25 protein-coding genes and 3 tRNA genes are annotated in these 24,652 nt (G+C 67.2%); 12 read left to right on the forward strand and 16 right to left on the reverse strand.

The window, feature by feature from the left end; genetic code table 11:
- Positions 1–64: 64 nt before the first annotated feature.
- The 4 genes from IDF66_RS11660 to IDF66_RS11675 form a co-directional block, all read right to left on the reverse strand.
- Positions 65–811, reverse strand: coding sequence for a hypothetical protein (locus IDF66_RS11660; protein WP_190266955.1), 747 nt, complete (start codon positions 809–811; stop codon positions 65–67).
- Positions 812–921: 110 nt separating this feature from the next.
- Positions 922–2,619: a cation:proton antiporter gene (locus IDF66_RS11665; protein ID WP_190266956.1), complete on the reverse strand. Its 1,698-nt coding sequence runs from the start codon at positions 2,617–2,619 to the stop codon at positions 922–924.
- A gap of 72 nt (positions 2,620–2,691) precedes the next feature.
- Positions 2,692–3,486 carry an aquaporin Z gene (aqpZ, locus tag IDF66_RS11670; RefSeq protein WP_190266957.1) on the reverse strand — a complete coding sequence of 265 codons (795 nt, stop codon included), beginning with the start codon at positions 3,484–3,486 and terminating at the stop codon, positions 2,692–2,694.
- Between the two features lie 102 nt (positions 3,487–3,588).
- Positions 3,589–4,011, reverse strand: coding sequence for an NUDIX hydrolase (locus tag IDF66_RS11675; RefSeq protein WP_317628663.1), 423 nt, complete (start codon positions 4,009–4,011; stop codon positions 3,589–3,591).
- Between the two features lie 145 nt (positions 4,012–4,156).
- On the opposite strand from IDF66_RS11675, the gene IDF66_RS11680 reads away from it, so the two are divergent.
- On the forward strand, positions 4,157–5,029 hold the full coding sequence (locus IDF66_RS11680) for a bile acid:sodium symporter family protein (protein ID WP_190266959.1): 873 nt from the start codon (positions 4,157–4,159) through the stop codon (positions 5,027–5,029).
- A gap of 40 nt (positions 5,030–5,069) precedes the next feature.
- Here the strand turns inward: IDF66_RS11680 and IDF66_RS11685 are convergent.
- Positions 5,070–5,142 (reverse strand) — tRNA-Arg (locus IDF66_RS11685).
- 70 nt (positions 5,143–5,212) lie between these two features.
- Positions 5,213–5,301: transfer RNA gene (locus IDF66_RS11690), tRNA-Ser, on the reverse strand.
- Positions 5,302–5,410: 109 nt separating this feature from the next.
- Here IDF66_RS11690 and hisC point away from each other — a divergent pair.
- A complete protein-coding gene (gene hisC, locus IDF66_RS11695) occupies positions 5,411–6,475 on the forward strand; it encodes a histidinol-phosphate transaminase (protein ID WP_190266960.1) in 1,065 nt (354 codons plus the stop codon).
- 25 nt (positions 6,476–6,500) lie between these two features.
- On the opposite strand, the gene IDF66_RS11700 is transcribed toward hisC, so the two are convergent.
- Positions 6,501–7,487, reverse strand: a complete 987-nt coding sequence (locus IDF66_RS11700; protein WP_387999225.1) for an alpha/beta hydrolase — start codon at positions 7,485–7,487, stop codon at positions 6,501–6,503.
- 202 nt (positions 7,488–7,689) lie between these two features.
- Between IDF66_RS11700 and IDF66_RS11705 the strand changes: the two genes are divergently transcribed.
- Positions 7,690–8,304 (forward strand): acyl-CoA thioesterase, encoded by a 615-nt coding sequence (locus IDF66_RS11705; RefSeq protein ID WP_190266961.1) that lies wholly within the window; start codon positions 7,690–7,692, stop codon positions 8,302–8,304.
- Positions 8,305–8,331: 27 nt separating this feature from the next.
- Here IDF66_RS11705 and IDF66_RS11710 read toward each other — a convergent pair whose 3' ends face one another.
- The gene (locus IDF66_RS11710) at positions 8,332–9,573 is read right to left on the reverse strand and encodes a hypothetical protein (RefSeq protein ID WP_190266962.1); all 1,242 of its coding nucleotides are present in this window, start codon (positions 9,571–9,573) and stop codon (positions 8,332–8,334) included.
- Positions 9,574–9,627: 54 nt separating this feature from the next.
- Entirely contained in the window at positions 9,628–10,746 is a 1,119-nt protein-coding gene (locus IDF66_RS11715) for an acyltransferase family protein (protein ID WP_190266963.1), read from the reverse strand.
- A 42-nt stretch (positions 10,747–10,788) separates the two neighbouring features.
- On the opposite strand from IDF66_RS11715, the gene IDF66_RS11720 reads away from it, so the two are divergent.
- Positions 10,789–11,811 (forward strand): magnesium transporter CorA family protein, encoded by a 1,023-nt coding sequence (locus IDF66_RS11720; protein WP_164309568.1) that lies wholly within the window; start codon positions 10,789–10,791, stop codon positions 11,809–11,811.
- Positions 11,812–11,833: 22 nt separating this feature from the next.
- Here IDF66_RS11720 and IDF66_RS11725 read toward each other — a convergent pair whose 3' ends face one another.
- Complete coding sequence (locus IDF66_RS11725; RefSeq protein WP_190266964.1) at positions 11,834–12,508, reverse strand: winged helix-turn-helix transcriptional regulator; 675 nt, start codon at positions 12,506–12,508, stop codon at positions 11,834–11,836.
- Positions 12,509–12,662: 154 nt separating this feature from the next.
- Between IDF66_RS11725 and IDF66_RS11730 the strand changes: the two genes are divergently transcribed.
- Positions 12,663–13,478, forward strand: a complete 816-nt coding sequence (locus tag IDF66_RS11730) for a class I SAM-dependent methyltransferase (protein WP_190266965.1) — start codon at positions 12,663–12,665, stop codon at positions 13,476–13,478.
- A gap of 56 nt (positions 13,479–13,534) precedes the next feature.
- Complete coding sequence (locus IDF66_RS11735) at positions 13,535–14,182, forward strand: DUF5701 family protein (protein WP_317628664.1); 648 nt, start codon at positions 13,535–13,537, stop codon at positions 14,180–14,182.
- Here IDF66_RS11735 and IDF66_RS11740 read toward each other — a convergent pair.
- The 3 genes from IDF66_RS11740 to IDF66_RS11750 all read right to left on the reverse strand — a co-directional run bounded on the left by IDF66_RS11740 (position 14,175) and on the right by IDF66_RS11750 (position 16,124).
- Positions 14,175–15,395 carry a multidrug effflux MFS transporter gene (locus IDF66_RS11740; RefSeq protein WP_190266967.1) on the reverse strand — a complete coding sequence of 407 codons (1,221 nt, stop codon included), beginning with the start codon at positions 15,393–15,395 and terminating at the stop codon, positions 14,175–14,177. The two genes, IDF66_RS11735 and IDF66_RS11740, sit on opposite strands and share 8 nt — an antisense overlap.
- 173 nt (positions 15,396–15,568) lie before the next feature.
- A tRNA-Ser gene (locus tag IDF66_RS11745) sits at positions 15,569–15,653 on the reverse strand.
- A gap of 12 nt (positions 15,654–15,665) precedes the next feature.
- Entirely contained in the window at positions 15,666–16,124 is a 459-nt protein-coding gene (locus IDF66_RS11750) for a MarR family winged helix-turn-helix transcriptional regulator (protein WP_190266968.1), read from the reverse strand.
- A gap of 52 nt (positions 16,125–16,176) precedes the next feature.
- Between IDF66_RS11750 and IDF66_RS11755 the strand changes: the two genes are divergently transcribed.
- Positions 16,177–17,142: an NAD(P)H-quinone oxidoreductase gene (locus IDF66_RS11755; RefSeq protein WP_190266969.1), complete on the forward strand. Its 966-nt coding sequence runs from the start codon at positions 16,177–16,179 to the stop codon at positions 17,140–17,142.
- 36 nt (positions 17,143–17,178) lie between these two features.
- Here the strand turns inward: IDF66_RS11755 and IDF66_RS11760 are convergent, their stop codons facing one another.
- Both IDF66_RS11760 and IDF66_RS11765 read right to left on the reverse strand, forming a co-directional pair.
- On the reverse strand, positions 17,179–17,649 hold the full coding sequence (locus IDF66_RS11760) for a MarR family winged helix-turn-helix transcriptional regulator (protein WP_164309557.1): 471 nt from the start codon (positions 17,647–17,649) through the stop codon (positions 17,179–17,181).
- Positions 17,650–17,760: 111 nt separating this feature from the next.
- Positions 17,761–18,957, reverse strand: coding sequence for a cysteine desulfurase-like protein (locus IDF66_RS11765; RefSeq protein ID WP_190266970.1), 1,197 nt, complete (start codon positions 18,955–18,957; stop codon positions 17,761–17,763).
- Between the two features lie 64 nt (positions 18,958–19,021).
- Here IDF66_RS11765 and IDF66_RS11770 point away from each other — a divergent pair, with 64 nt between their 5' ends.
- The 5 genes from IDF66_RS11770 to IDF66_RS11790 all read left to right on the forward strand — a co-directional run bounded on the left by IDF66_RS11770 (position 19,022) and on the right by IDF66_RS11790 (position 23,228).
- A complete protein-coding gene (locus IDF66_RS11770) occupies positions 19,022–19,561 on the forward strand; it encodes a bacterial proteasome activator family protein (RefSeq protein WP_190266971.1) in 540 nt (179 codons plus the stop codon).
- 25 nt (positions 19,562–19,586) lie between these two features.
- Positions 19,587–20,450 (forward strand): galactan export ABC transporter permease subunit Wzm/RfbD, encoded by an 864-nt coding sequence (gene wzm, locus IDF66_RS11775; protein WP_164309554.1) that lies wholly within the window; start codon positions 19,587–19,589, stop codon positions 20,448–20,450.
- 12 nt (positions 20,451–20,462) lie between these two features.
- Positions 20,463–21,272: a galactan export ABC transporter ATP-binding subunit Wzt/RfbE gene (wzt, locus tag IDF66_RS11780; RefSeq protein WP_164309553.1), complete on the forward strand. Its 810-nt coding sequence runs from the start codon at positions 20,463–20,465 to the stop codon at positions 21,270–21,272.
- Complete coding sequence (gene glfT1, locus IDF66_RS11785; RefSeq protein ID WP_190266972.1) at positions 21,269–22,183, forward strand: galactofuranosyltransferase GlfT1; 915 nt, start codon at positions 21,269–21,271, stop codon at positions 22,181–22,183. The genes wzt and glfT1 overlap by 4 nt, the downstream gene beginning before the upstream one ends.
- Positions 22,184–22,349: 166 nt before the next feature.
- The gene (locus tag IDF66_RS11790) at positions 22,350–23,228 is read left to right on the forward strand and encodes a TIGR03619 family F420-dependent LLM class oxidoreductase (RefSeq protein WP_190266973.1); all 879 of its coding nucleotides are present in this window, start codon (positions 22,350–22,352) and stop codon (positions 23,226–23,228) included.
- Positions 23,229–23,234: 6 nt separating this feature from the next.
- On the opposite strand, the gene IDF66_RS11795 is transcribed toward IDF66_RS11790, so the two are convergent.
- A complete protein-coding gene (locus tag IDF66_RS11795) occupies positions 23,235–24,650 on the reverse strand; it encodes a phytoene desaturase family protein (protein ID WP_190266974.1) in 1,416 nt (471 codons plus the stop codon).
- Positions 24,651–24,652 lie beyond the last annotated feature (2 nt).

Raw genomic sequence — 24,652 nt, forward strand, 5'->3', positions numbered from 1 at the left:
ACCCGAGTGCCTCGGTACACAGTCGATGCGCGCGTTGAGGACGCCGGCCGGTGACGTCGGTCACTCAGGCACGGCAGGAAACCGTCCGGCGGGGCGACTGCGCGGTGATGCGATCCGCGGCCACCGGCCGGCCGCCGACCTTGATCAGGCACTGTGCGTCGCCGTCCCCGGCGAGGACCAGGACTCGCAACGGATTGCCCGTACCGGTGAAACGGACCGTCCAGGTGGTCGGTGCGCCAATCGTGGTGCGCAGCCCGTCGGCGTCGACGTAGAGGATCGTGGTCGGGCTCGACGCGGTCACCTCGTAGACGATCTCCTTGCCGACCGGCGACGCAGGCGAGTTCGGGTCTCCTGGCACCTCGTCGGGGTTTCCACCGGGCGGGGCGGTGGGCATCTGGGTGGGCATCTGAGTGGGAAGTTGTGTGATGACCACGGGGAGTTGCTGGTCGGCCGCGGGCCGAGGGTCGTCGCGCAGGGCGGCGCGGCCCACTGTCATGGCCAGGAGCCCGAGCGCCGCCACGGCCACGATCGCCAACACACCGACAAGACGGCGATCAGATGACCGGGCGCTCGCAGCGGGGGTCGCGGCGTCGTCGGCGGGGATACCGGAGCCGGGGATATCGGAGTCGGGGCCGGGCATGCCGGCGGGGGGCACCGACGGCCGTTCTGGCTCACCGGGCACGAAGATCGGTCGCCCGTCCGGTGCATAACCGAGCGGCGGGTAGAGATGGGGGTAGAGCGGGATCCGGTAGAGATCGTCGGGCGGCGGAGGGTCACCCGCGCGCGGCGGCGGCCCGCTGGGTTGTCCCATCCTCGCCTCCCGTTCCGTCGCGTCACCCACTCCGACTCGCGCCGGACGCGGGTGCGCACACCCGCACCTTCGACAGTACGACGACCGCGTGACGGCGTGTACCGCGAGATCTACAGGCGGCTCTCCAGTCGCGCCGACAGACCGGCTTCCTGCAGGTCGAGGCGTTCGAGCATCGCACGGACGGCTTCGTCCTCGAGGTTGCCGGCGTCGCGGTTGGCGACCAGTGCCTCCCGCTGTGCGTTCAGCACCGAGCGATAGAGCGTGGCGAACGCGTCGTTGCGGGCGGTGTGCGCCTCCGGGTCGGGCATCTCCTCGGCGTCTCGGGACTGGCGCGCCACCGTCTCCATGATGAAGGCGACGGTCGCGGCATCGAGTCCAGCGGGTGGGCTGTCGACGAAATCCGTGATGACCTGATCGGCGGCAGCGTGCACCACCTCCTCCGTCCGCACGGTCTGGTCGTGGTCGTGGCGCTCCTCGTCCTCATTGCGGAGCTGTAGCCGAGCGATGATCCACGGCAGTGTCGCCCCCTGGATGAGGACAGTCCCGACGGCGACGACGAAGGCGATCGCCTGGATCGCCGATCGCTCGGGGAACGGTTCGCCCGAGGCCACGGTGACCGGGATACCCGAGGCAGCCGCCAGGGTGACCACGCCACGCATGCCGGTCCAAGCGACGACGGTGGACTCCTGCCAGGTCAGCGGGCGGTGATCGATCCGCTCGGACCATCGTCGGCGACGCCCCGGCCGTCGGGCCGGATCACGGGCGCGCCGGACCGAGCGACGCGGGTTGGCAGGTACCTCGACGCTGACGGCACTGTCGATCCGACGACTCAGGGCACCGCGGCCGAACATCGCGAACACGCAGATGGGGCGGATCGCCAGGACCACCACCAGCACCAGCAACGACGCCATCGCGATGTGCACCAACGACTCCCGCGCGTCGCGGAGGTCGGTGATGATGAATCGCATCTGGAGCCCGATGTAGGCGAACACGAAGGCCTCGAGCAGCACGTCCACCGAGTTCCACACATACCGTTCCTGCAGCCGGGTCTGATAGCCCGCATGGACCGAGCCCGAGCCCACTACGAAACCGGCGATGACGACGGCCAGCACGCCCGATGCGTGCAGGTGCTCGGCCGCCAGGAACGCGGCGAACGGCACCACGAAACCCTGCACCGTCTCGAGCGCCGGATTCTGCAGGTGCCTGCGGATCCACAGCGTCAGCATGCCGAGGACCGCACCGACGATCGGCCCGAGTATTGCGTTGTAACCGAACAGCACCAGCGGGTTCCCGATGAACGAGTGGGTGTCGGCGATCTGCGAGATGGCGATCGCGAACAGCGACAGGGCCGCGGCGTCATTCACCAGACTCTCGCCGGTCAGGATGGTCATCAGCCGCTTCGGCAGGCCCAGCTTGCGGCCGATGGCCACCGCGGTCACCGCATCTGGTGGCGCGACGATGGCGCCCAGCAGCAGGGCCAGCATGAAGGTGAACTCGGGGATGACCAGCGAGGCCACCCACCCCACCGCCAGCGCCGTGATGACGACCATCGCGACGCCGAGCCCCAGGATGGGCTTCAGGTTGCGTACGAAGTTCGGGAACGAGAACCCGAGCGCCGCCGAGTACAGCAGCGGCGGCAACACCACCGTCAGCAGAATGTGCGAATCGAGTTCGACGCGCGGCATTCCGGGGATGAACGAGACCGCCAGCGCGATCACGATGATGATCAGCGCCGGCTGCATCCCCCGGCGGTCGGCGATCGCGGTGACGATGATTGCGCCGACGAGTACCAGGATGAGCAGTTCCATGGCCGGGATTCTCCCAGGCCACCGACGATGTGGCCGGGTGGGACGACGCGGACGGGCCGCCCCACCCGGTGGCTACGCCCTGGTGCGGTCGACGTCGGTGCGGTCGGCGGCGGCGCGGTTACCGAACGCGAACTTCCCGTTCTCGAACAGCAACGGATAGAGCAGGCCGCCGATGATGCCGCCGATCAATGGCGCGACCCAGAACACCCACAACTGCCCGGGCGCCCCGTTGCCGTTGAAGAAGGCGACACCCGTCGACCGGGCCGGGTTGACCGAGGTGTTGCTGATCGGGATGGAGATGAGGTGGATCAGGGTGAGGCTCAGGCCGATCGCCAGCGGTCCGAAGCCCCCGGGGGCACGCCCGTCGGTGGCGCCGAGCACCACGATGAGGAAGAACGCCGTCAGAAGGACTTCCGCGATGAAGACCGAGGTGAGGTTGTAATTGCTCGGCGAATGTTCCCCATAACCGTTTGCGGCCATGTTCCCGGTGGCGTCGAATCCGGGTTGCCCTTTCGCGATGACGAACAGCAGCAATCCGGCGACCAGACCGCCGACAACCTGGGAAATCCAGTATCCGGGTAATTCCTTCCAGGGGAGGCGCCCACCCACGGCTGCGCCGAGAGTGATAGCGGGATTGAAATGCGCGCCCGAGATGTGCCCGACCGCATATGCCATGGTGACCACGGTGAGGCCGAATGCAAGTGCGACACCGAGGAATCCGATACCGACCTGAAAGGTGCTCTGTCCATCGTCGGATTGCGCTATCTGTTTTGCGGCATATATCGCGCTACCACAACCACCGAACACCAGCCAGAAGGTACCGAAGAACTCCGCTGCGAGTTTCGCCGCAGGCGATGGAGAGGTCATGGAAGATCCTTTCACTAGATCCGCGCATAGGTCCCCCCGCGTGCACACGGTAACCGAAACCGCCCGATTTTCGGTGAATGCTGCGAAAACTGTGATAACAGGTCAGGAATCGTGACCGGCGCGACGCAATGCCGGAATCACGTGTTCGACAAGCAATGGCGCGAGATCATCGGCCACGATTTCGGCATCGATGTCCATCCACCGGATCTCGTCGATCTCCGCCGTCGGGGTGATTTCCTGGTCGATCACTTCGGCCTCGAAAATCGTTGCCACCACGTCCCATCCGGCTTCATTGGCAGCTGCTGACCGAAATCGACCCCATTGACGCAAGCGGGACATGTCGACTCCGAGTCCGACCTCCTCGGCACATTCCCGAACTGCCGCCGCAGCTGCCGATTCGCCCTGTTCCGGCTTACCCCCGGGCAGCATGAACCGCCGCGTCCCACGTTTGCGCACGGTGAGCAGAAAGCCTCGGACGTCACGGACGACGACTCCACTCACGACGATGGTCGACGGGCCCGGCACCCCGGAGATGTTACTGCGCGACACCCCGAGCCGGCAGCGTGCGGTTCCGTCGGGACCACCCATATCCGACAATCGGTATGGCAGAGTCGCACACGGGGCGACCGGGCACGGAACACCGCGCATCGGCGTACGCGAGGGGGCCGGGATGGAATCGTCGTTCGCGACAGTCGGGCTGCCGATGGCCCTGGCCGTCATCATGTTCGGGCTGGGCCTGGCGCTCTCGGTCGCCGACTTCCGGCGCGTCGCGAAGAATCCCCGGGCGGTCGTGATCATTCTCGGCTGCCAGGTCGTGCTGCTCCCGCTTCTCGGCTTCGCCCTCGCCAATGCCTTCGGCCTGCAACCCTTGCTCGCCGTCGGGCTGATGACCCTCGCCGCCGCACCGGGTGGCACCGTCGCGAACCTCTACAGTCATCTGTTCCATGGTGACGTCGCCCTCAACATCACCCTGACGGCCCTCAACTCGATCCTCGCGCTCGTCACGTTGCCGATCGTGGTCAATCTCTCGGTTGCCTGGTTTCTCGATTCCGCCGACAACCTCGGTGTGCAGCCGAGCAAGATGCTGCAGGTCTTCGCCCTGGTGCTGCTCCCGGTGGCCCTCGGCATGCTCGTGCGGGCCCGTGCCTCGACCTTCGCCGCCCGCGCCGACCGCCCGGTACGGGTCGCCTCGGTGGTCCTGATCGTGGTGGTGGTCCTCGGCGCACTGCTCGGCGAGGACCGGGCGTTGGAATACGCCGCCGAGGCCGGCGCGGTCACCGCGATCTTTTGTGCCCTGTCGCTCACCATCGGATACGTGGTCCCCAGACTTGCAGGCCTGTCCACCACGCAGTGCATCGCAGGCGGTTTCGAGATCGGATTGCACAACGCCACCCTCGCGCTCGCCGTCACGCTCACTGTGCTCAACAGCTCGGAGATGTCGGTGGCGCCGGCCGTCTACGGGATCGTGATGTTCCCCCTCGCGATCCTCTTCGGTGTGGTGGTCACGAGGATCGGGCGGATTCGGACCGTCGAGGCGCCTTGAAAACACGAGAACCCCGGCAAAGCCCGGGGTTCTCGTTCTGTGCGCCCGTAGGGATTCGAACCCCAAACCTTCTGATCCGTAGTCAGATGCTCTATCCGTTGAGCTACGGGCGCGTGGTCTTCAGTTGTATCTCCACTGCCGGAGCAGCAGAGCCTCTCCACAGTCGGCGCGACTGCGGTTCGGCGGAGGCGAGAGGATTTGAACCTCCGGTCCCGTGTTAGCGAGACAACTCATTAGCAGTGAGTCCCATTCGGCCGCTCTGGCACGCCTCCTCGCGGAGTCCTTTCGAACTGCCGAAGCGAAAGATTACACACTCGTCGCAGCGGTAAGCAAACCGCGACCATTTTGGCCGTTCACGTGCGGTGCACCTACATTTGACGGGTGACCCTGCGCATCCGTCCAGACCTCGACGATCTGCCCGTCTACGTGCCCGGCAAGACCTTTCCCGGTGCCGTGAAGCTGGCGAGCAACGAGGTCACCGAGGGACCGCTGCCCAGCGTCCTCGACGCGATCGTCGCGGCTGCCGGAACCGCGAACCGTTATCCCGACAACGGCATGGTCGAGCTGACCGCCAACCTGGCGAAGAACCTCGGGGTGACCGAAGACCAGGTGCAGGTGGGCTGCGGCTCGGTGATCCTCTGCCAGAACCTGATCACCATCACCAGCGGGCCCGGCGACGAGGTGTTGTTCGGGTGGCGGTCCTTCGAGACGTATCCGCTCGCGACACGGGTGACGGGCGCGACCCCGGTCCAGGTGCCGCTGACCGACGAGCTCACCTACGACCTCCCGGCGATGGCGGCGGCGATCACCGACCGCACCCGACTGATCTTCGTCTGCAACCCGAACAATCCGACCGGCACCGTCGTCGAGGCGGCCGCGTTGCGGGAGTTCCTGCGCGCGGTCCCCTCCGACATCATCGTCGCGCTCGACGAGGCGTATTTCGAGTACCTACGACTCGGCCCCACACAGGCCTACGACGCGGTGGAGCTCTCCCGCGAGTTCCGCAACCTGGTGGTGTTACGCACGTTCTCCAAGGCCTACGGGCTGGCCGGTTTACGAGTCGGATACGCGATCGGCGATTCCGAGGTGATCACCGCACTCGGCAAGGTGCACGTCCCGTTCTCTGTGAACAGCGTCGCCCAGCACGCCGCGCTGGCGTGCCTCGAGGCCGGGGACGAGCTGCTGGCACGGACCGAGGCCGTGGTGGCCGAACGCACCCGGGTCACCGGGCGATTGCGTGACCTCGGCTATCGCGTGCCCGATTCGCAGGCCAATTTCGTCTGGCTCGAACTCGGCGACGCGACGATGGATTTCGCCGGCGCCGCCGTCGACGCCGGAGTGGTGGTGCGACCGTTCGCCGAGGACGGCGTCCGGGTCACGGTCACCAATCCCGCCGAGGACGACGTCTTCCTGCGCTTCGCGGAGCAGTGGAGCCGGCAGGCGTGACCGGCAGGCAGATGTTCTCGGTCGGCTAGAGGCCCTGCGAGATGGTCGGCCAGGCCACCGGCAGATCCCGCTCCCAGTAGACCCAGTTGTGGGTACCGATCACGCGGAATCCGTCAGTGAACGGGACGTTGTTCGCGCGCAGGGTCGCGGCGAACTCGAGCGAGCAACGCCACGCACCGAGTTCCAGCGCCGAGCCTGCCGCGGTGACCGCCGAACGTGGGCCGTCCTTCGGGTCATAGGGTGCGGTGAGGTCCAGCGGACCGACCGCCCCCGAGCCCGCGGAGATGAAGATGTTCTTGCCGCGCAGCTTGTCGAGGTGCCTGCTGGGGTCGTGCGCGTCCCAGTTGGCGGAGCCGAACGGACCCCACATGTTGGTGGCGTCGCCGCCGGACTTCGCGACGGTGGTGCGCACATAGCTCTCGTTGACCGGGCCGGACACCGGCGGGCATCCGCTCAGCGACGCGATTCCCGAGTAGAGACTCGGGTGCCGGAACGCCAGCGTGAAGGCCGACTGGCCACCCATCGAGAGCCCGATGACGGCGTTGCGGCCGGTGCCGTCGAATTTGGCGTCGATCAGCGGCGGCAGCTCCTTGGCGAGAAAGGTCTCCCACTGGGGCTTGCCGATCTTGGCGTCGCGATGCACCCAATTGGTGTAGAAACTGCCGGCACCGCCGGTGGGCAGCACAACGTTGACGTTCTTGTCGGCGAAGAACTTGCCCGCCCGGCCCTTGGTGATCCAGTCGCTGACGTCCTTACCGGCGTCTGCCCCGTCGAGCAGGTAGACGGTGGAGCGCGGGCCGCTGCTGTAGCGAGGGGTCAGCACCGACACCTTGACCTTGCCGCCCATGGCCGGGGATTTCACCCAGATGTCGGTGCGCTCCGGGCTCAGCTTCGACGATTTCGAGATCTGCGCTGCCTTGAGGTCGTCGGCGTGCGCCACCCCCGAAGTGCCGACCACAGCGACCATCAGTGAGGCGACCACAGCCGCCCAACGGCTCGACTTCCGCATCATCTCCCTCACTGCACACACCACGGCTGCACCCACCCGCCGACATCATCGTCTCGGGCAACGCAGACTTCGATAGTGCGGTTTCCCCCTGGCACCGCAGCCTCCTCCTGACAGAGTACTGATGAGTAACCGTCTCGCGTAACCCCAAGACGAGGTTCGGTGCGGATATGACCACTGTTCGACGACTTCCCGAAAGGCGGATGCGATGACTCCGGCCCCCGACGACCCCGACGGCACCGCAGCCGAGACCGGTGCAGGACTCGGCCCGGGCGGCTTCGCATTCGTCGCGGAGGTGGGCGTTCGCTGGTCGGACATGGACGCGTTCGGTCACATCAACCACGCCCGCATGGTGACCCTCATGGAGGAGGCGCGCATCGAATGGCTGCTGTCGGCCGGCGCCGGGAGCGACGCGAGCGGGCCGAACGGTGCCGGCGCCGGGAGCGACGCGAGCGGGCCGAACGGTGCCGGCGCCGGGAGCGAAGCGAGCGGGCCGAACGGGCCGAGCGCCGGGAGCGAAGCGAGCGGGCCGAGCGACAGCTACGCCGCACTGATCATGAGCGCGATGATCGTGCACGTCGAGATCCGCTATCAGCGTCAGCTGCGCCACGAGGACTCGCCGCTACGGGTCGGCATGTGGATCAAGGGGTCGCGGTCGGTCGACTTCACGATCGGCTACGAGATCCGCGCGTCCGGCGACGAGCCGTCGGCGAAGGCAGCCTGCGTGGCAAGTACGCAGATGGCTGTCGTCGACATCGAGGCGCACACCCTGCGGCGTCTCACACCGATGGAGAAGCAGTACCTGCGGTCCTGGTCGCGGTGACGCCGCGGTACCGCACGCGGACCGGCCTCAGGACGGCTCGTAGCGGGCCGGGAGCTCCCGCGGTACCGCCGGGGATATCCGGGCGATGTTGCCCTGCAACACATCCCGATAGATCCGGAGTTGCTCTTCGCCGCTGCGGACCTGTTCGGTGAGTCGCTTGGCGTTGTCGACCGAGATCTCCCGGTCACCCGAGCGCGCGATGAGATCGTCGATCCGGTCGTCGATCGTGCTGGCGCGGTCGTACTCGGCGAGCACCCGCAGTTCGACGGCGGCCGATTCCACGACGGCAGCCACCTCGCCGAGCGCCTGTACCCGGTCGATCAGTTCGGTCCACACGGGACGCAACGCAGTCTCCCGGCGGTCGATGTGCTCGGCGAAGGTCCGATCGAACCCGCCATTGCGCTTGGCGCGATCGAGGTCGATCCGCACGGCGCGCAACGCGATCACGTCGGCGGCGATCTCCGCCAGCTCGGCATGGAGATTCACCTGCGTGCGTTGGATCTCGAAATGGTCGGACAGCCAGGCGGGATTTCGCACGATCCGGTCGTAGAAATGCCCCGCGACGAACAACAGGGTCTCGTAGCCGTCGACAAAGGTCACCGAACCCGGGGTGCCCAGCGGCGCCGTCGAGGCGCCCTCCGGCTCGGGCACCAGGATCTGGTTGGCCCACTCGCCGGCCTGCGGATAGCCCGTCTTCGCCGCGACCTGGCCCACGACGCCTGCGAGGCGATCCATGGCCGCCGTACCGGCCCGCCGCATGTAGCCCGAGGTATTCGCGTCGGGGGTCGGGGTGCACATCAGCCCCGCGAAGAGCCGTTCGCGCTCCTCGATCTCGAGATACACGTTCTCGCGACGCTCGCGGCGGATGGCCCGGGTCCCGCCGGCGAACACGCCCTTTGCGGTCACGATCAGTTTCCGGGCGTCGTCGCGCCTGCGATGCAGACCGTTCACCCGATTGCGCATCACCGCTGCCACCACGCCGGGCATCATCGGATTCGCCAGCTGATGCTCGCTCTGCGCGATCGCTCGCCCCAACCGCCGGAGGTCGCCGAACCCACTGTGGAGCACCGGCACCGGCAGGCCCGTGGAGATACGGCGCACCAGGATGGCCCGGCCGGATGGTGTCAGGAAACCGGAGGCGACGAGAATTGCTGCGGTGTCGGACAGTTCGGGACGATCACCGGGCAGGCGCGACTGGTCGCACCACGACCGGATCTCGTCACTCGTCGTGCCCGTGGTCGGGAGACCACGACGCCGGTTGTCGACCATACGAATGTCCCTCTGTCTCCCCGTCCGCTCACCGTCCGGACGTCACCGTCGATGCTACCCGCGGCTGTGGGACAGCCCGGGCGTGCGAGCACGCCACAACGGTGCGGTGAGACGGTGCAGCAACCAGGCGACCGGAATGCTGACCGCGGTCGTGGCGAGGAACGCGATCGGCATCGACCCGCTGAACACACCGAAGCCGAGCACGTCCATGACGATCTCCAGCACCACGACATGCACGAGGAAGAACTCGTAGGAGATCTCGCCCAGCCACACCATCGGACGGCTCCCGCATAGCCGGGCCCACCAGTCCGACTGGTCGCGGACGGTCAGCGGACCGATCAGGCCGACGGCGATCACCAGGTAGAGCACGTGCTTGACGACCGTCGCCGACGCGGTGGTCGGGGTGATGGTCGGTTCACCGGCGATCGAGGTCGCCGACAGCACCAACGCTCCCACCGCGATGGCCACCGACACCGTCGCGTCCCAGCGCCGGATCAGGTGCGCGCACACCGCGAGCAGCATCCCCGCGACGAACCAGCCGAAGAACGCCGGTGCCCACAGCCGCGCCGTCACATCGATCCCGGCGCTGCCGGCGACCACCACCGACCAGATCGGCGACACCAGCAGCAGCGCCAGCAAGCCGACGATCAGCAGATCGGGACGCCATCGTCGACGACAGACCACCGACACGAGGAGCCACGCGATGGGCGGCAGCACCAGGTAGAAGACCACCTCCGCGGCCAGACTCCACATCTGCGTGAGACCGGAGTGCAGGTGGCCGAACCCATAGACCTGGGTGAGCGTCATGTTGCGCAGGAAGCCGGACCAACCGGTGCCGGTCGGCGACGCATCGGCCGGTTCGTAGACGAGATAGATGGCATACACCGCCACCACGGTGATCCAGTAGGCAGGCAGGATGCGTCGCGCCCGATGCCAGAAGTACCGCCCGGCCGACGGTGCGCCACGCCCCTCGGCGAGCGCGGTCACCCACGGCGAGAACAGCAGGTATCCGGACAACACGAAGAAGATGGCGACGCCGACCTCGAAGCGGGACGTGAGTCTGCCGAGGAAGTCATCGGTGTAGTGGCCCGTCCAGAAAGCCGCGTGGGTGAGACAGACCGACAACGCCGCCACAGTCCGGATTCCGGTGAGAGATGGGATCCGCGCGGCCATGCTGCGATCCTGCCATCCGGCCCCGGTGGCAGAATGCGGGCCATGTCGGAACGAATCCGCGGGCAGATCTGGCGCGACGGCGAAAAGGTCGACGGATTCGAGCTGAGCAAGGTCTCCGACTGTCTCGAAGATTCCGATCTGCTCATCTGGGCCGACCTGGAATGCCCCACCAGCGAGACGATGGCGGCCCTGGCCGACGAACTCGACCTCGACCCCTTCGCGATCGAGGACACCACCGCCACCGCGGAACGGGTCAAGACCGTCGCGTACGCCCACCACACCTTCCTGATGGTCTACGCCGTCGTACTGAAGGGCGCGGACACCGACCAGCGGCCCGAAGCCCAGAAGTCGCCTGCCGAACAGGCCAAAGCATTTGATCTGCATCGGATCTCGGTGTTCGTCAAAGGTAATGCACTGATCACCGTTCGACGGACTGCCGATTTCGACATCGACACGGTGGTGCAGCGGTGGGACGACATCGGTGGCGAGCAGTACGGGATCGGGGCGTTGCTGCACGGACTCCTCGACGTCGTCGTCGACGGTCATTTCGATGCGGTCCAGCAACTCGACGACGCGATGGAAGACCTCGAGGGGCTGCTCTTCGACGAGCGGGTCGCGGGCCGCGCACTCCAGCGCCAGACCTACGATCTCCGCAAGGATCTGGTGCTGCTACGGCGAGTGGTCCTGCCGATGCGGGAGGTCATCGGAGGTATCCAGCGCAGGCGATTCGAGAACAAGGCTCCGCCCGAGCTCGATCCACACTTCTCCGACCTCTACGATCACGCGCTGCGCGCGGCGGAGTGGACGGAGTCGTTGCGCGACATGGTCACCACGATCTTCGAGACCAACCTGTCACTCGCGGACGCACGCCTCAACTCGGTGATGAAGAAGCTGACCGCGTGGGCCGCGATCATCGCCGTACCGACGGCGATCACCGGGTTTTATGGCCAGAACGTGCCGTACCCGGGCTACGACCACACCATCGGATTCGTCACCAGTTCCGTGCTGATCGTGGCGATCGTGGTGGGTCTCTACGTCAGCTTTCGCCGGCGCGACTATCTCTGACCCGCAACCACATCCGAGTGGATCAGGCGGGACGCGGGATCGCCGACGCCATGCTCTGGCCGATCCACTCCGGCACGTCGCGCCGCACGTCCGCCTGAGCCAGAACCGTTATCCGGTCCTCGCGCAGGGCGGTTCGCCAGTCGATGTCGCCGCGCCACACCTCGGTGAGGGTGCGCAGATCGGTGACGACAGTGGCGTCGATGTCGTAGCCGGGATTGACGTCACAGACCTGGGCCTCGCCGTCGCTGACCACCAGCCACCACGAACCCTCCTTGCCGATGACATCGCGAAAGTCGAACTCCACCATCGTGCGCCGGCGTGGCCAGCGGTCGATGGGCACGGTGCGGTGGATGTCCCACATCAACAGATGCGGGTCCAGGTCGGCGTCGCCGAGCTCCCCGATCCAGCGCGTACCCCACGCACTCAGTGCGGTCACCACCTCGGTGAGTTCTTCACCCTTGTCGGTCAATGTGTATACCGACCGACCACCGACCTCGGATCGTCGCACCACTCCCGCGCGTTCGAGCCCGCGCAGCCGCTTGGTGAGCAACGCAGGCGACATCTTGGGCACGCCCCGCCGGAGTTCGTTGAAATGCCTACTGCCCAAGAGGAGTTCACGAACGACAAGGATCGTCCAGCGCTCGTCGAGCAGCTCCATCGCCTTGGCGACGGGACAGAATTGTCCATAGGAGGTCATCGGGACCCCTTCCCTCGGTGCATCAAGTACACACCCGGACCGCGGCGATGACCAGTACAGATTCAGTACCATCGCCGGTTCATTTCCTGGCCTGGATCGACAGGCGCCGCGGCGCGATGCTGACTGCGTCATTCATTCCGATCGAGGAGACACCATGTCCATCGACAACATCACCACCGACCAGGCGCTGAAGGACAAGCACCGCGCACTCTGGGCGTCCGGCGATTACCCGGCCGTCGCCGATGTGATCGCGGCCCTGGGCCCGCGCCTCACCGACGCGGTCGCGATCGGCCCCGACGATCGTGTGGTCGACATCGCCGCGGGCGCAGGCAACGTGGCCATCCCGGCCGCGCGGACCGGGGCACACGTGGTCGCGACCGACCTCACCCCGGACTTGCTGGTCATCGGCGAATCCCGCGAACCCGATCTCGGAATCGTCTGGCGCACTGCCGATGCCGAGGATCTGCCGTTCGACGAGGGAACCTTCGACGTCGCCGTGTCGTGCGTCGGCGTGATGTTCGCGCCGCATCATCAGCGCTGCGCCGACGAACTGATCCGGGTCTGCCGGCCCGGGGGCCGGATCGGCCTGATCAACTGGACGCCGACCGGTTTCATCGGCCAGTTGTTCTCCGTCATGAAGCCCTACGCACCGCCACCACCTCCCGGCGCGAGCCCCGGCGTGCTGTGGGGCGACGCCGACCATGTCCGCGCCCTGTTCGGCAATCACGTCCACGACGTCACCGCCACCACCGAATCACTCCCGATCAGTCGATTCGCCGACGGTGCCGCGTTCCGGGACTTCTTCAAGGCGACATACGGACCGACCATCGCGACCTACAAGGCGATCGGCGACGATCCGACGCGGGCTGCGGAACTGGACGCGGCGATGGCGGCCTTGGCCGACGACCACATCGCCGACGGACAGATGGAATGGGAGTACCTGCTGGTCACGGGCACCGTCACCGGCTGACGAACCGGATTGTGCTGAGGGACAACAATTCCCACAGTGCGGTTATGATCGGGCGGGTGAATACGACCGCCGTTCACCTGCCCGACCTCCCGGCACAGGCCCGTCGCCTCGTCGACCTCGGCGTCGCGCGACTCGCCGGCATCGACGACGCAGCGATCATCGACGCCGCAGCAGCCGCAGCCGACACCGGCAACGCTCTGCTCGTCCCACACCCGGAACTCCTCGCTCCATCGGTGACCGCACCACTGCTGACCCGTAGCGACAAACCCGGATTCGTCGTCGTCGACATGACCGACCTCGACGATTTCGCGCCGATCACAGGCGTCGACCTCCCGGCGGGGCCGTTCTATCTGCTCACGGGCATCGAGCGCGGCGACGAGATGGCGAACTGGAGTCCCGACGAGGCGCTCCCGACGATCACCGGCGCCGCCCGCACCCCGCTGACGATCGGGGAAGGGATCGCCTGGCTCCTACAGCAGCCCGGGCAGCTCGAGCCGAATCGGTGTTTCATGACCATCGGCTCTCGGCTGCCCAGGCAGGACGGTCGCCTCGACGCCCGCACCCCGGCGATCTGGATCTCCGGGGGCACCGGCAGAGACGGACGCGAGCGCAAGGGCGCGCCGAAGGTCGGCTGGTGCTGGGCGGGTAATCGCCACACGTGGCTCGGGTTCGCCTCGGCATCGGACCGTCGGGCCATCAGCTGACGAAGGCCGCCTCCCCCTCCGGATGACGCGCTGCGCCTCGTCGGGCAGCGACGAAACAGATCAGCGCCATCACCGCGGAGCAGACCATCACGCACGCCATCGGGACCGCGGTGTCGTCGCCGGCGAGACCGCCGAGGGGCGAGACCACACCGCCGACGAGGAACATCAGACCGCCCAGCACGGCGCTGCCCGCGCCTGCCGCATCGCGGGTGTGCTCCATCGCGAGCGCCGCGCTGTTGCCCATCACGAAGCCGACGGACGTCACCGCCACGAAGAGCGGCACGACGAGCAGGACCGGTACCGGTGAGAGCGCCGCCCCGAGCACGCACACCGACGCGACGAGTAGCACCGGCACCGCGATCCGGATCGTGTGAGCCGGGTGCACGCGCCTGCGGGACAGTCGGGCGGCCACCAGGCCCGCGATGGTCATCCCCAACGCGTTCACCGCGAAACACAGTCCGTAGACCACCGACGACGTCCCCAGTACCCGCTGATAGACGAACGACGAGCTCGAGATGTAGGCCATGAGCGAGCCGAATGCGAAGGCCTGGGTGAAGACGTAGGCGAGGAATGCCGGCCGCCGGAACCGGCCGAGCAGGTCACGGTAGCCCAGGCGGGGTGCGCGGTCCGCCGCGGCGAGGGTCTCCGGCACCGACGTCACCGCCATGACGAGCTGCACCACGGTGGCTCCGAGGATCACCGCCAGGACGCCACGCCACGAGACGTGCCCGGCCAGGACACCACCGACAACGGGCGCGATCACCGGGGCGAGACTCTGGATGGTCATCATCAGCGTCATCGATCGGGCCCCGGCGAATCCGACCAGGAGGTCGGCGATGATGGCGCGCGCGATGACCATGCCGGCCGCCGCGGCAACGGCCTGGACGAAGCGGGCGGCGATGAGAACCTCGATGGTCGGTGCCGCGACCACCACGATGCCCGCGAGAACCGCGGCGGCCGAGCCGATCAGCAGGGGTAGGCGCCGCCCGTAGCGATCCGAGACCGGACCCCACAGCACCTGTCCCACCGCGACACCCACCAGGAACGCCGTGAGTGTCAGCTGCACCGACGTGGCGTCGGTGTGGAGCGATTCCTTGACCTCCAGGAAGGACGGGAGATAGAGATCCGTCGCGATCGGCGCGGTCGCCGAGAGCAGCGCCAGGGCCAGGAGCAGCCGCGGCCCCAGGCCGTCGCGGGTCGTGGTCGCGGTCACGCGGGAAACGATAGTGTCGGCGATCAGTCGAGCGTGACGCGTACCCGGCACTCACGCTCATCCGCCGGGTGAAGACACCTCGGGTCGGTGAATCCACCTTCGTCGCGGATGACGGCGGATTCGTCGAGTCGACGTGAATGTTTCTCGGACGGGCTCGACCCCGACGCTTGACGCGGAAGCGGAGGGATTTGAACCCCCGGTGGTTTTACCCACGCTCGCTTTCAAGGCGAGTGCATTCGGCCGCTCTGCCACGCTTCCCTGACGACGAGGCTACTGGACCAGGCCCGTCAGACTCGCATCGACCTTGCCGAACACCGACTCGAGCGCACGCATTTCACCCTCGTCGATCCGGTCGAAAAGGTGCCTGCGAATCCGCGCGACATGATCGGTGGTGGCCGCCGCCACCAGGTCGCGTCCGGAGTCGGTGAGCCGGACGAGCCGACTGCGTCCGTCGGAGGCCTCGGTGAACTGTTCGACGTAGCCGAGCGCCACCAGCCGCGCGACCAAGCGGCTGATACCGCTGCGGGAGACCATCCCCTCTTGGGCGAGCTCCGACATCCGCTGCGGCCCTTCGCGCGCGATGGAGACCATCGTCCGATACTCCGCATAGCTGATCCCGTTGTCGGCGGTCAGCGCTTCGTCGAGGTGATTGATCAGCCGCATCGAGCCGACCAGAACGGTCAGCCAGACGCGCATCTCCTCCTCCGACAACCCCTCAGGTGCGGGCATGTCCTCCCCTGTCTCCCCGACCCGATCTCGCAGATTGTGACAGCATCGGCACGTGCGCGCCATAGCCGGAACCGACCAGCTTTTCGTGACCACCCTGCCCGACCCGGAGCCCGAGCCGACCGACGTGGTCATCGACGTCGTCGCCGCGGGCGTCAATCGGGCCGATCTCCTCCAGAGAGCCGGTCACTATCCGCCGCCACCCGGTGCGGTCGACACGCTCGGCCTCGAGGTGTCGGGACGGATCTCCGCGGTCGGGCGGCACGTCTCGGACTGGTCGATCGGCGACGAGGTGTGTGCCCTGCTGGCCGGAGGTGGCTACGCCGAGAAGGTCGCCGTGCCTGCCGTGCAGGTGCTGCCGAAGCCACTGGGTGTCGACCTCATCTCCGCTGCCGCCTTGCCCGAGGTCGCCTGCACCGTCGCGTCGAATCTGTTCGACACGGCGCACCTGGACAACGGTGAGTTGCTGCTGATCCACGGCGGGTCGAGCGGCATCGGCACACATGCGACCCAGGTCGCCCATGCGCTGGGGATCAGGGTCGCGGTCACCGCTCGCACCCCCGACAAGCTCGCACGTTGCCAGGATCTCGGCGCCGACATCCTGATCGACTACTCGACCGAGGATTTCGTCCAGGTCGTCCGCGACAGCGGCGGCGCCGACGTCATCCTCGACATCATGGGTGCGGCCTATCTCGAACGGAACGTCAAGGCGCTGCGGACCGGTGGACGGCTGGTGATCATCGGGATGCAGGGCGGGATCAAGGCCGAATTGCCGATCGGCACACTGCTCTCCAAACGCGCCACGGTCCACGGCACGATGCTGCGGTCGCGGCCCGTCGAGGGCGTCGGCTCCAAGGCGGAGGTGGTGGCGAGCACCCGACGGGTCACCTGGCCACTCATCGACGAGGGGAGGGTTCGTCCGATCGTCGACTCGACGTTTCCGCTCGACGACGTGGAGGCCGCACATGCACGCCTCGACAGTGGCGGGGCGATCGGCAAGGTGCTGCTGACGATGGGGTGACGTGGCTCGTCGCAGGCTCAGGCGAGCACGCGACGATCACTCCGGCAGGTCGGACAGCCCACCGTTGATCTTGCGGAACACCTCGCCGAGCGTCTGGTACTCGTCGGCCGTCACGCGATCGACCACGAGACGCCGGATCAGGTCGTTGCGTACCGACACATGTCGATCCCGCGCAGCCAGACCGCATTCGGTGATGCGGACGTACCGATGCCGGGCGTCGGTACCGCATTCGACCCGCTCGACCAGACCGTCGGCGACGAGCCGCGCAGTCTGCCGCGACACGGTGCTCACCGTCATGTGCACATCGGCGGCGAGCTCACTGATCCCACGCGTGCGGGAATCGCCGAGAGCCTCGAGTACGCGCAGATCGGCCTGTGACATCCCCTCGGCCGACATCGCAGTGTTGATCTCCGCCAGCAGACCCCAACCACCCTTGACCACGGCCCGCCAGATGGCCAGCTCCGTGGAGCTCAGGGCCTGATCCGCCGCTCCGGAGTCGGCCCGCATCAGTGCACAGCCGAAATCGCGACAACCTTCATTGTCGTAAATTTAATGACCGCGATGCCGAATTGCGAGTCAGGTGACCCACTTCTCAGACAATTGACCAACTCGTGTCGTTCAGCCGAGTGACCCCAGCGCACGCGCGAGGTGATCCACCTCATAGGGGGTGGAGTAGGGCCCGAGGCCCACCGTGACCGCACCACCGAAATCACCGGCCCCCAGGCGGGTCAGCGCGCGACTCGGCACGTCCGCGAGGGCACAGATCCCGTTGTCGGCGAGTCGTCGCACCACCTTGTCGGCACTGACGCCGTCAAAGGTGAAGCTCACTGCCGGGACACGATCCTCCACGGTGCCGACCAGACTGACCTGGTTGAGGTGCTGCAGGGTGGTGGTCAGATAGAACGTGAGGCGCCGCAGGTATTCGTTCACGCCGTCGAGTGCCGTCACGAGCCTCCTGCGGCGCTTTCCGATCGCGTCGTCGTCGAGGGCGGCGAGGTGTTCCACGGACGCGACGAGTCCGGCCAGCAGCGCTCCCTGATGCGGCTCGGGCTCCAACCGGGCCGGCCCGACGGCGCGCGGATCCATCGCCAGGGAACGCAGCCGATCCATGGCTGCGGCACTGCGGAATCCCATCGCGGCCACACGCGGCCCACCCCAGCGTTCGGCGGAGACGATCAGCACGTCGGCGCCCAGTTCGCCGATGTCGAGCGGGAGGTAGGGCGCAGCGCTGGTCGCGTCGACCACCAGGAGTGCACCGGCGGCACGCGCCATGGTCGCGATCGCGCCGACGTCGGTGATCGCACCGACGGTCGACGACGCCAGGGTCACCGCGACGACGTTGGTCCGCTCGTCGATCAGATCGCGGTACTGCCAGGTCGGGAGGGCGCCGGTCTCGACGTCCACCTCCGCCCACCGGGTCCGGGCGCCGTGCCGGTCGGCGACGCGCAGCCAGGGCACGATGTTGGGTTCGTCGTCCTGGCGGCTGAGCACCACGTTGCCGCCCAGCCAGGACGTGACCGGCATCGCCTCCGCGAGGCCGCTCAACAACGCCGACCGCGACGGACCGAGGACCACCGCCGCGGAATCCGCGGCCATCAGGTCCGCGATCGCCCGCCGGGCACCGTCGACCACCTCGGCAGATGCCCGAGCAGCCGGGTACACGCCACCGGGTGCCGCGCCGAGCTGCCGAAATCCTTTCGACACGGCAGACGCCACCGAGTCCGGTATCTGCAGACCGGCCTGCGGATCGAGATGGATCCAGCCGTCACCGAGCGAGGGAAACAATCCACGCACGTGTGCGACGTCGAAGGCCATGGCTCTCACGATAGACATGGGGTATCACGACAACCGACACACGTCCTTCGGCACAATGGGTGGCATGACATCTGGACCGTTCGGAGGCAGCGACCCACGCACCGGCGTTCCCGGCGAGGAGCCGGAGAACGTGATCGTCGTCGGGGGGCAGTCCGGCGGCGACGCCAACGGTGACGGCAGCAGCGTCGCCGACATGGTGGAACAGCCTGCCAAGGTGATGCGGATCGGCACCATGATCAAGCAGCTGCTCGAGGAAGTGCGGGCGGCTCCGCTCGACGAGGCCAGCCGCAACCGGCTCCGCGAGATCCACGAATCATCGATCCGCGAACTCGAGGACGGTCTCGCCCCTGAGCTGCGCGAAGAACTCGAGCGGCTGGCGCTGCCCTTCACCGACGACGGGACGCCGTCGGACGCCGAGCTACGAATCGCCCAGGCCCAGCTCGTGGGCTGGCTGGAGGGCCTGTTCCACGGCATCCAGACCGCACTTTTCGCCCAGCAGATGGCGGCTCGCGCACAACTCGAACAAATGCGGCAGGGCGCGCTGCCTCCCGGCGTCGTGACCGGCGGCGGACCGCACGGACCCAGCACGGGGCAATACCTCTGATGCCCCGCTTGTATGCTGGGTCCCCGTGTCATCGGTAGTCAACAGCGAGGTACCCCCAGCACCGGCGGTGTCCGATTCCCGCACGCTCCGCCGGGCGGTGAAGGATCTCCGCGACGGCCTGACCACCTCGGAGCTGTGGCTTCATCTCGGGTGGCAGGACATCAAGCAGCGGTATCGGCGGTCGGTGCTCGGTCCGTTGTGGATCACCATCGCGACCGGCGTCACCGCGGTTGCCATGGGCCTGCTGTACGGCGAACTCTTCGGGATGGACATCAAGGTCTTCCTGCCGTACGTGGCACTCGGCTTCATCTTCTGGAACTTCATCCAGAGCTCGATCCTCGAGGGCGCGGAGGTGTTCTCCAAGAACGAGGGGCTGATCAAGCAGATACCGGCACCGGTGAGCGTGCACGTCTATCGCGTGGTGTGGCGGCAGCTGATCATCTTCGCGCACAACGTCGTGATCATCGTGCTGATCTTCGTGATCTTTCCGCCGCCGATCCATTGGTCGGTGCTGCTGGTGTTCCCGGCCATCGTCCTCTTCGTGCTCAACTCGGTGTGGGTGTCCATCGTCTTCGGCATCCTCTCCACCCGATTCCGCGACATCGGTCAGCTCCTCACCACCGTCGTGCAGCTGGTGTTCTTCATGACGCCGATCATCTGGAGCACCCAGAGCCTCGGGAACACCGCGGCAGGCGACAAGTCGCCGCGGTTGAAGCTCGTCGAGCTCAACCCGATGTTCCACTACCTCGAGATCTCCCGCGGCCCACTGCTGGGGCAGTCGGTGGCGTTCTACCACTGGGCGATCGTGATCGGCTGTACCGCGGTCGGCTGGCTGTTGGCCATGCTGGTGATGCGCAATTATCGAGCCCGCGTGGCGTATTGGGTTTAGGACGGGCGAGAAATGGCACCTGAGGACAGAGTTCGCGTCGACACGTGGGGAGCATGCGTCGACTTCCCGATCTTCGACGCCAAGACCCGCTCGCTGAAGAAGTCCGTGATGGGCGCGGCCGGCGGCGTGATCGGCTCCACCGAGTCGAACGTCGTGGTGGTGGAGGCGCTCAAGAACATCGATCTGCATCTGCAGCACGGCGACCGGGTCGGGCTCGTCGGGCACAACGGTGCCGGTAAGTCGACACTGCTGCGACTGCTGTCGGGCATCTACGAGCCCACCCGCGGATCGTGCCGGGTGAGCGGTCGGGTTGCCCCGGTCTTCGACCTCGGCGTCGGCATGGATCCCGAGATCTCCGGCTACGAGAACATCATCATCCGCGGCATGTTCCTCGGGATGACCCGCAAGGCGATGCTGAAGAAGATCGACGACATCGCCGAGTTCACCGAGCTCGGCGACTATCTGCAGATGCCGCTGCGGACATACTCCACCGGCATGCGGGTGCGCGTGGCACTCGGCGTGGTCACCAGCATCGACCCCGAGATCCTCATCCTCGACGAAGGCATCGGCGCGGTGGACGCGGACTTCATGAAGAAGGCACGCACCCGCCTGCAGGCGCTGGTCGAACGGTCCGGCATCCTCGTGTTCGCCAGCCACTCCAACGAATTCCTCGCGCAGCTCTGCGACCGCGCACTCTGGATCGACCACGGTCAGGTCCGGATGGAGGGCGGCATCGAAGACGTCGTCGGCGCCTACGAGGGCCCGGCCGCGGCCGCTCATGTCCGCAAGGTGCTCGCCGAGCTCGAGGCACCGGGCGCATGACCGACCGTGTGATCGCCGTGGTGGTCACCCACCGCCGGGTCGAACTCCTCGCCGGTTCGCTGGCCGTGGTGGCCAACCAGGACCGTCCGGTCGACCACCTGATCGTGGTGGACAACGCCGACGAACCGGAGGTCGCGGAACTCGTTGCCGGACAACCGATTCCGACGACATATCTCGGTTCGCAACGCAACCTCGGCGGCGCGGGCGGCTTCGCGCTCGGCATCCTGCACGCACTGGCGATGGGTGCGGACTGGGTCTGGTGCGCCGACGACGACGGTCGCCCCGACGGCCCGGCCGTGCTGAGCACACTCCTCGACTGCGCCGCACGGCATCGGCTCGACGAGGTCTCGCCCGTGGTCGCCAACATCGACGACCCGGACACCCTCGCCTTCCCGCTGCGTCGTGGACTCGTGTGGCGACGCAAGCGCTCCGAGCTGTTCGCCGACGCCGGGAGCGGGTCGCATGCAACCGACGATCTGCTGCCCGGAATCGCCTCACTCTTCAACGGCGCGCTCTTCTCGGCGCGCGCGATCGAGGAGGTCGGCGTGCCCGATCTCCGCCTGTTCTTCCGCGGCGACGAGGTGGAGATACATCGACGCCTACAGCGGTCGGGACTCGCGTTCGGCACCTGCCTGACGGCGGGTTATCTGCATCCCGACGGCTCCGACGAGTTCCGGCCGATCCTCGGCGGACGGATGCACACGCAGTACCCCGACAACCCGACGAAGCGCTTCTTCACCTACCGCAACCGCGGCTACCTGATGAGCCAGCCCGGGATGCGCAGGCTGTTGCCGCAGGAGTACGCCCGATTCGGCTGGTATTTCCTTGTGCAGCAGCATGATCCGAAGGGCTTCGCGAACTGGATGCGACTGCGACGGCTGGGTCGGCGGGAGCGGTTCGCGCGGCCGTAGCCAAGGATCGATGGCCGACGATGGACGCGACCTCATCTCGACTCCGCGACTTCGGCCGAGGTCGCGGACTCGAAATGAGGTCGCGAACGGTTCGCGAGCCGCTTCCCAGACGAATTAGAACGTGTTCTACTCTTGGTGAAGACTGTCACACGTCCCGAGGAGCACGATGCGCTTCACCTTCGCCGAGGCAATGACCGACCCGACGTTCTACCCACCGCTCGCCCAGGCGGCGGAGCAGGCGGGATACGCGGGTTTCACCATCCCGGACTCTCTGGCATACCCCGAGGAATCGGACGCCACCTACCCCTACACCGAAGACGGGAACCGCGAGTTCCTCGAGGACAAGGCGTTCATCGAGACGTTCATCCAGGCCGCGGCGCTCGGCGCGGTGACCTCGACGATCCGGTTCACGCCCTTCGTCGTGAAGCTCCCGGTCCGCCCGCCTGCCCTGGTGGCCAAACAGGCGAGCTCGGTCGCGTTCCTCACCAACAACCGCTTCGCGATGGGTGTCGGCACCAGCCCCTGGCCCGAGGACTACGACTTCATGGGCGTCGACTTCAAACGCCGCGGCAAACGCATGGACGAATGCATGGACATCATCCGGGGCCTCACCACGGGTGAGTACTTCGAGTTCCACGGCGAGTTCTACGACATCCCCAAGATCAAGATGTCGCCGGCCCCCACCGAGCCGATCCCGATGCTCGTCGGCGGTCACGCCGAGCCTGCCCTGCGCCGGGCGGTCGTCCGCGGTGACGGCTGGATGCACGGTGGCGGCGACGGCGAAGAGCTCGACGCGCTGATCGAGAAGATCGGCGACATCCGCAAGGCGGAGGGAAAGCTCAACGACCCCTTCGAGATACACGTGATCTCGGTCGACGCGTATTCGGTCGACGGATGCAAACGACTCGAGGACAAGGGCGTCACCGACGTGATCGTCGGATTCCGGTTGCCCTACATCAAGGGCCCGGACACGGAGCCTCTGCAGAAGAAGATCGACCACCTGAACTGGTATGCGGACAACGTCATCGCCAAGGTGAACGGCTGATCGCCGTCACCGATTGAGGTACCGCAACGCCGCCTCAGCGGCGTTGCGGCCGCACATCCCGTGGACGCCGCCACCGGGCGGCGTGGCCGACGAGCAGAGGTACACACCGGGCACCCCGGTGTCGTACGGGTTCGGCGACAGTCGCGGTCGGGCGATCAGATGGGTGAGATCGTTTCGCCCGCCCCCGATGTCGCCACCCACGTGGTTGGCGTTCTGCTGTTGCAGCTGCGCGGGCGAGGTACTGATCGAGTCGACGATCTGCGCTCGGAAACCCGGCGCGAATCGTTCGATCTGCGCGGTCACCGCCGGCGTCGCATCACCGGTGAACCCGTGCGGCACATGAGCGTAGGCCCAGAGCGGTCGAAGGGAGCCAGTAGCGCGCGTCGGATCGGCGAGCCATTGCTGGCCCACCAGTGTGAACGGGCGAGCCGGCATCCGGCCGGCGACGACATCGTTCTCCGCCGCGACGATCTCGTCGAAGGTACCGCCGAGATGCACCGTGCCTGCGCGCCCACAGTCGGGGTCGGTCCAGCCGATGTCGCCGTCGACGAGGTAGTCGACCTTGAATGCCGCCGGACCGTGACGGTGCGCGAGGTAGCGCCGAGACCGGCGCCCCGACAATCGATCTGCGAGGATGCCGGCCGCTGCCGCAGGCATGACATCGAGCAGCACCACGTCGGCCGAATCCACTTCGTCGATGCTGGTGACCTCCTGGCCCGTGGTGATGGTGCCGCCCGCATCGATGAGCGCCGAGGCCAACGCGGTGACGATGGCACCCGAACCGCCCTGCGCCACGGGCCAGCCATGGCGATGGCCTGCGGCGAGCAGGACCAGACCCGGTGCGGCCGAACCCGGTCGATCGAGACGCGTGAAGGCATGTGCGGCGACGCCGCCGAAGAGCGCGCGGGCCTGTGCGGTGCGGAAGACCCGGGCCACACCGGTCGCCGGATAGAGGGCGCGATGCCCGAACTCCGCCAGCTTGATCGGATGGCGCGGCATGGCCACGAGCGGACCCAGGAGGTCGTCGGCGAGCTCGTCGAAGTCTGCTGCGATCCCGCCGATCATGTCGCGCCAGGTCGCCCGGTCCTCACCCAGACCGTCGGCGGTGTCGGCGACCGAGCGATGGAGCAGCGCCGCCGGGCCCTCGTCGAGCGGATGCGCGCAGTCGATCTCCGGCCACCGCCATCGCAGACCGTGCCGGTCGAGGCCCAGACTCCGCAACGCGGGCGAGCCTGCGCCGATCGGATGGAACGCCGAGCACAGGTCGTGCACCACGCCGGGTCGCAGCAACTCTGCCGAGCGAGCGCCGCCACCGATGGCATCCGCGGCCTCGATCACGTGGACCCGGCAACCCGCGCGGGCCAGTACGACCCCGGCGGTGAGACCGTTGGGCCCACTTCCGACGACGACCGCGGAGGTCATCG

Origin of the sequence: Gordonia hankookensis, assembly GCF_014673215.1 — a bacterium.
In the GTDB taxonomy this organism is placed as follows: Bacteria; Actinomycetota; Actinomycetes; order Mycobacteriales; family Mycobacteriaceae; genus Gordonia; species Gordonia hankookensis.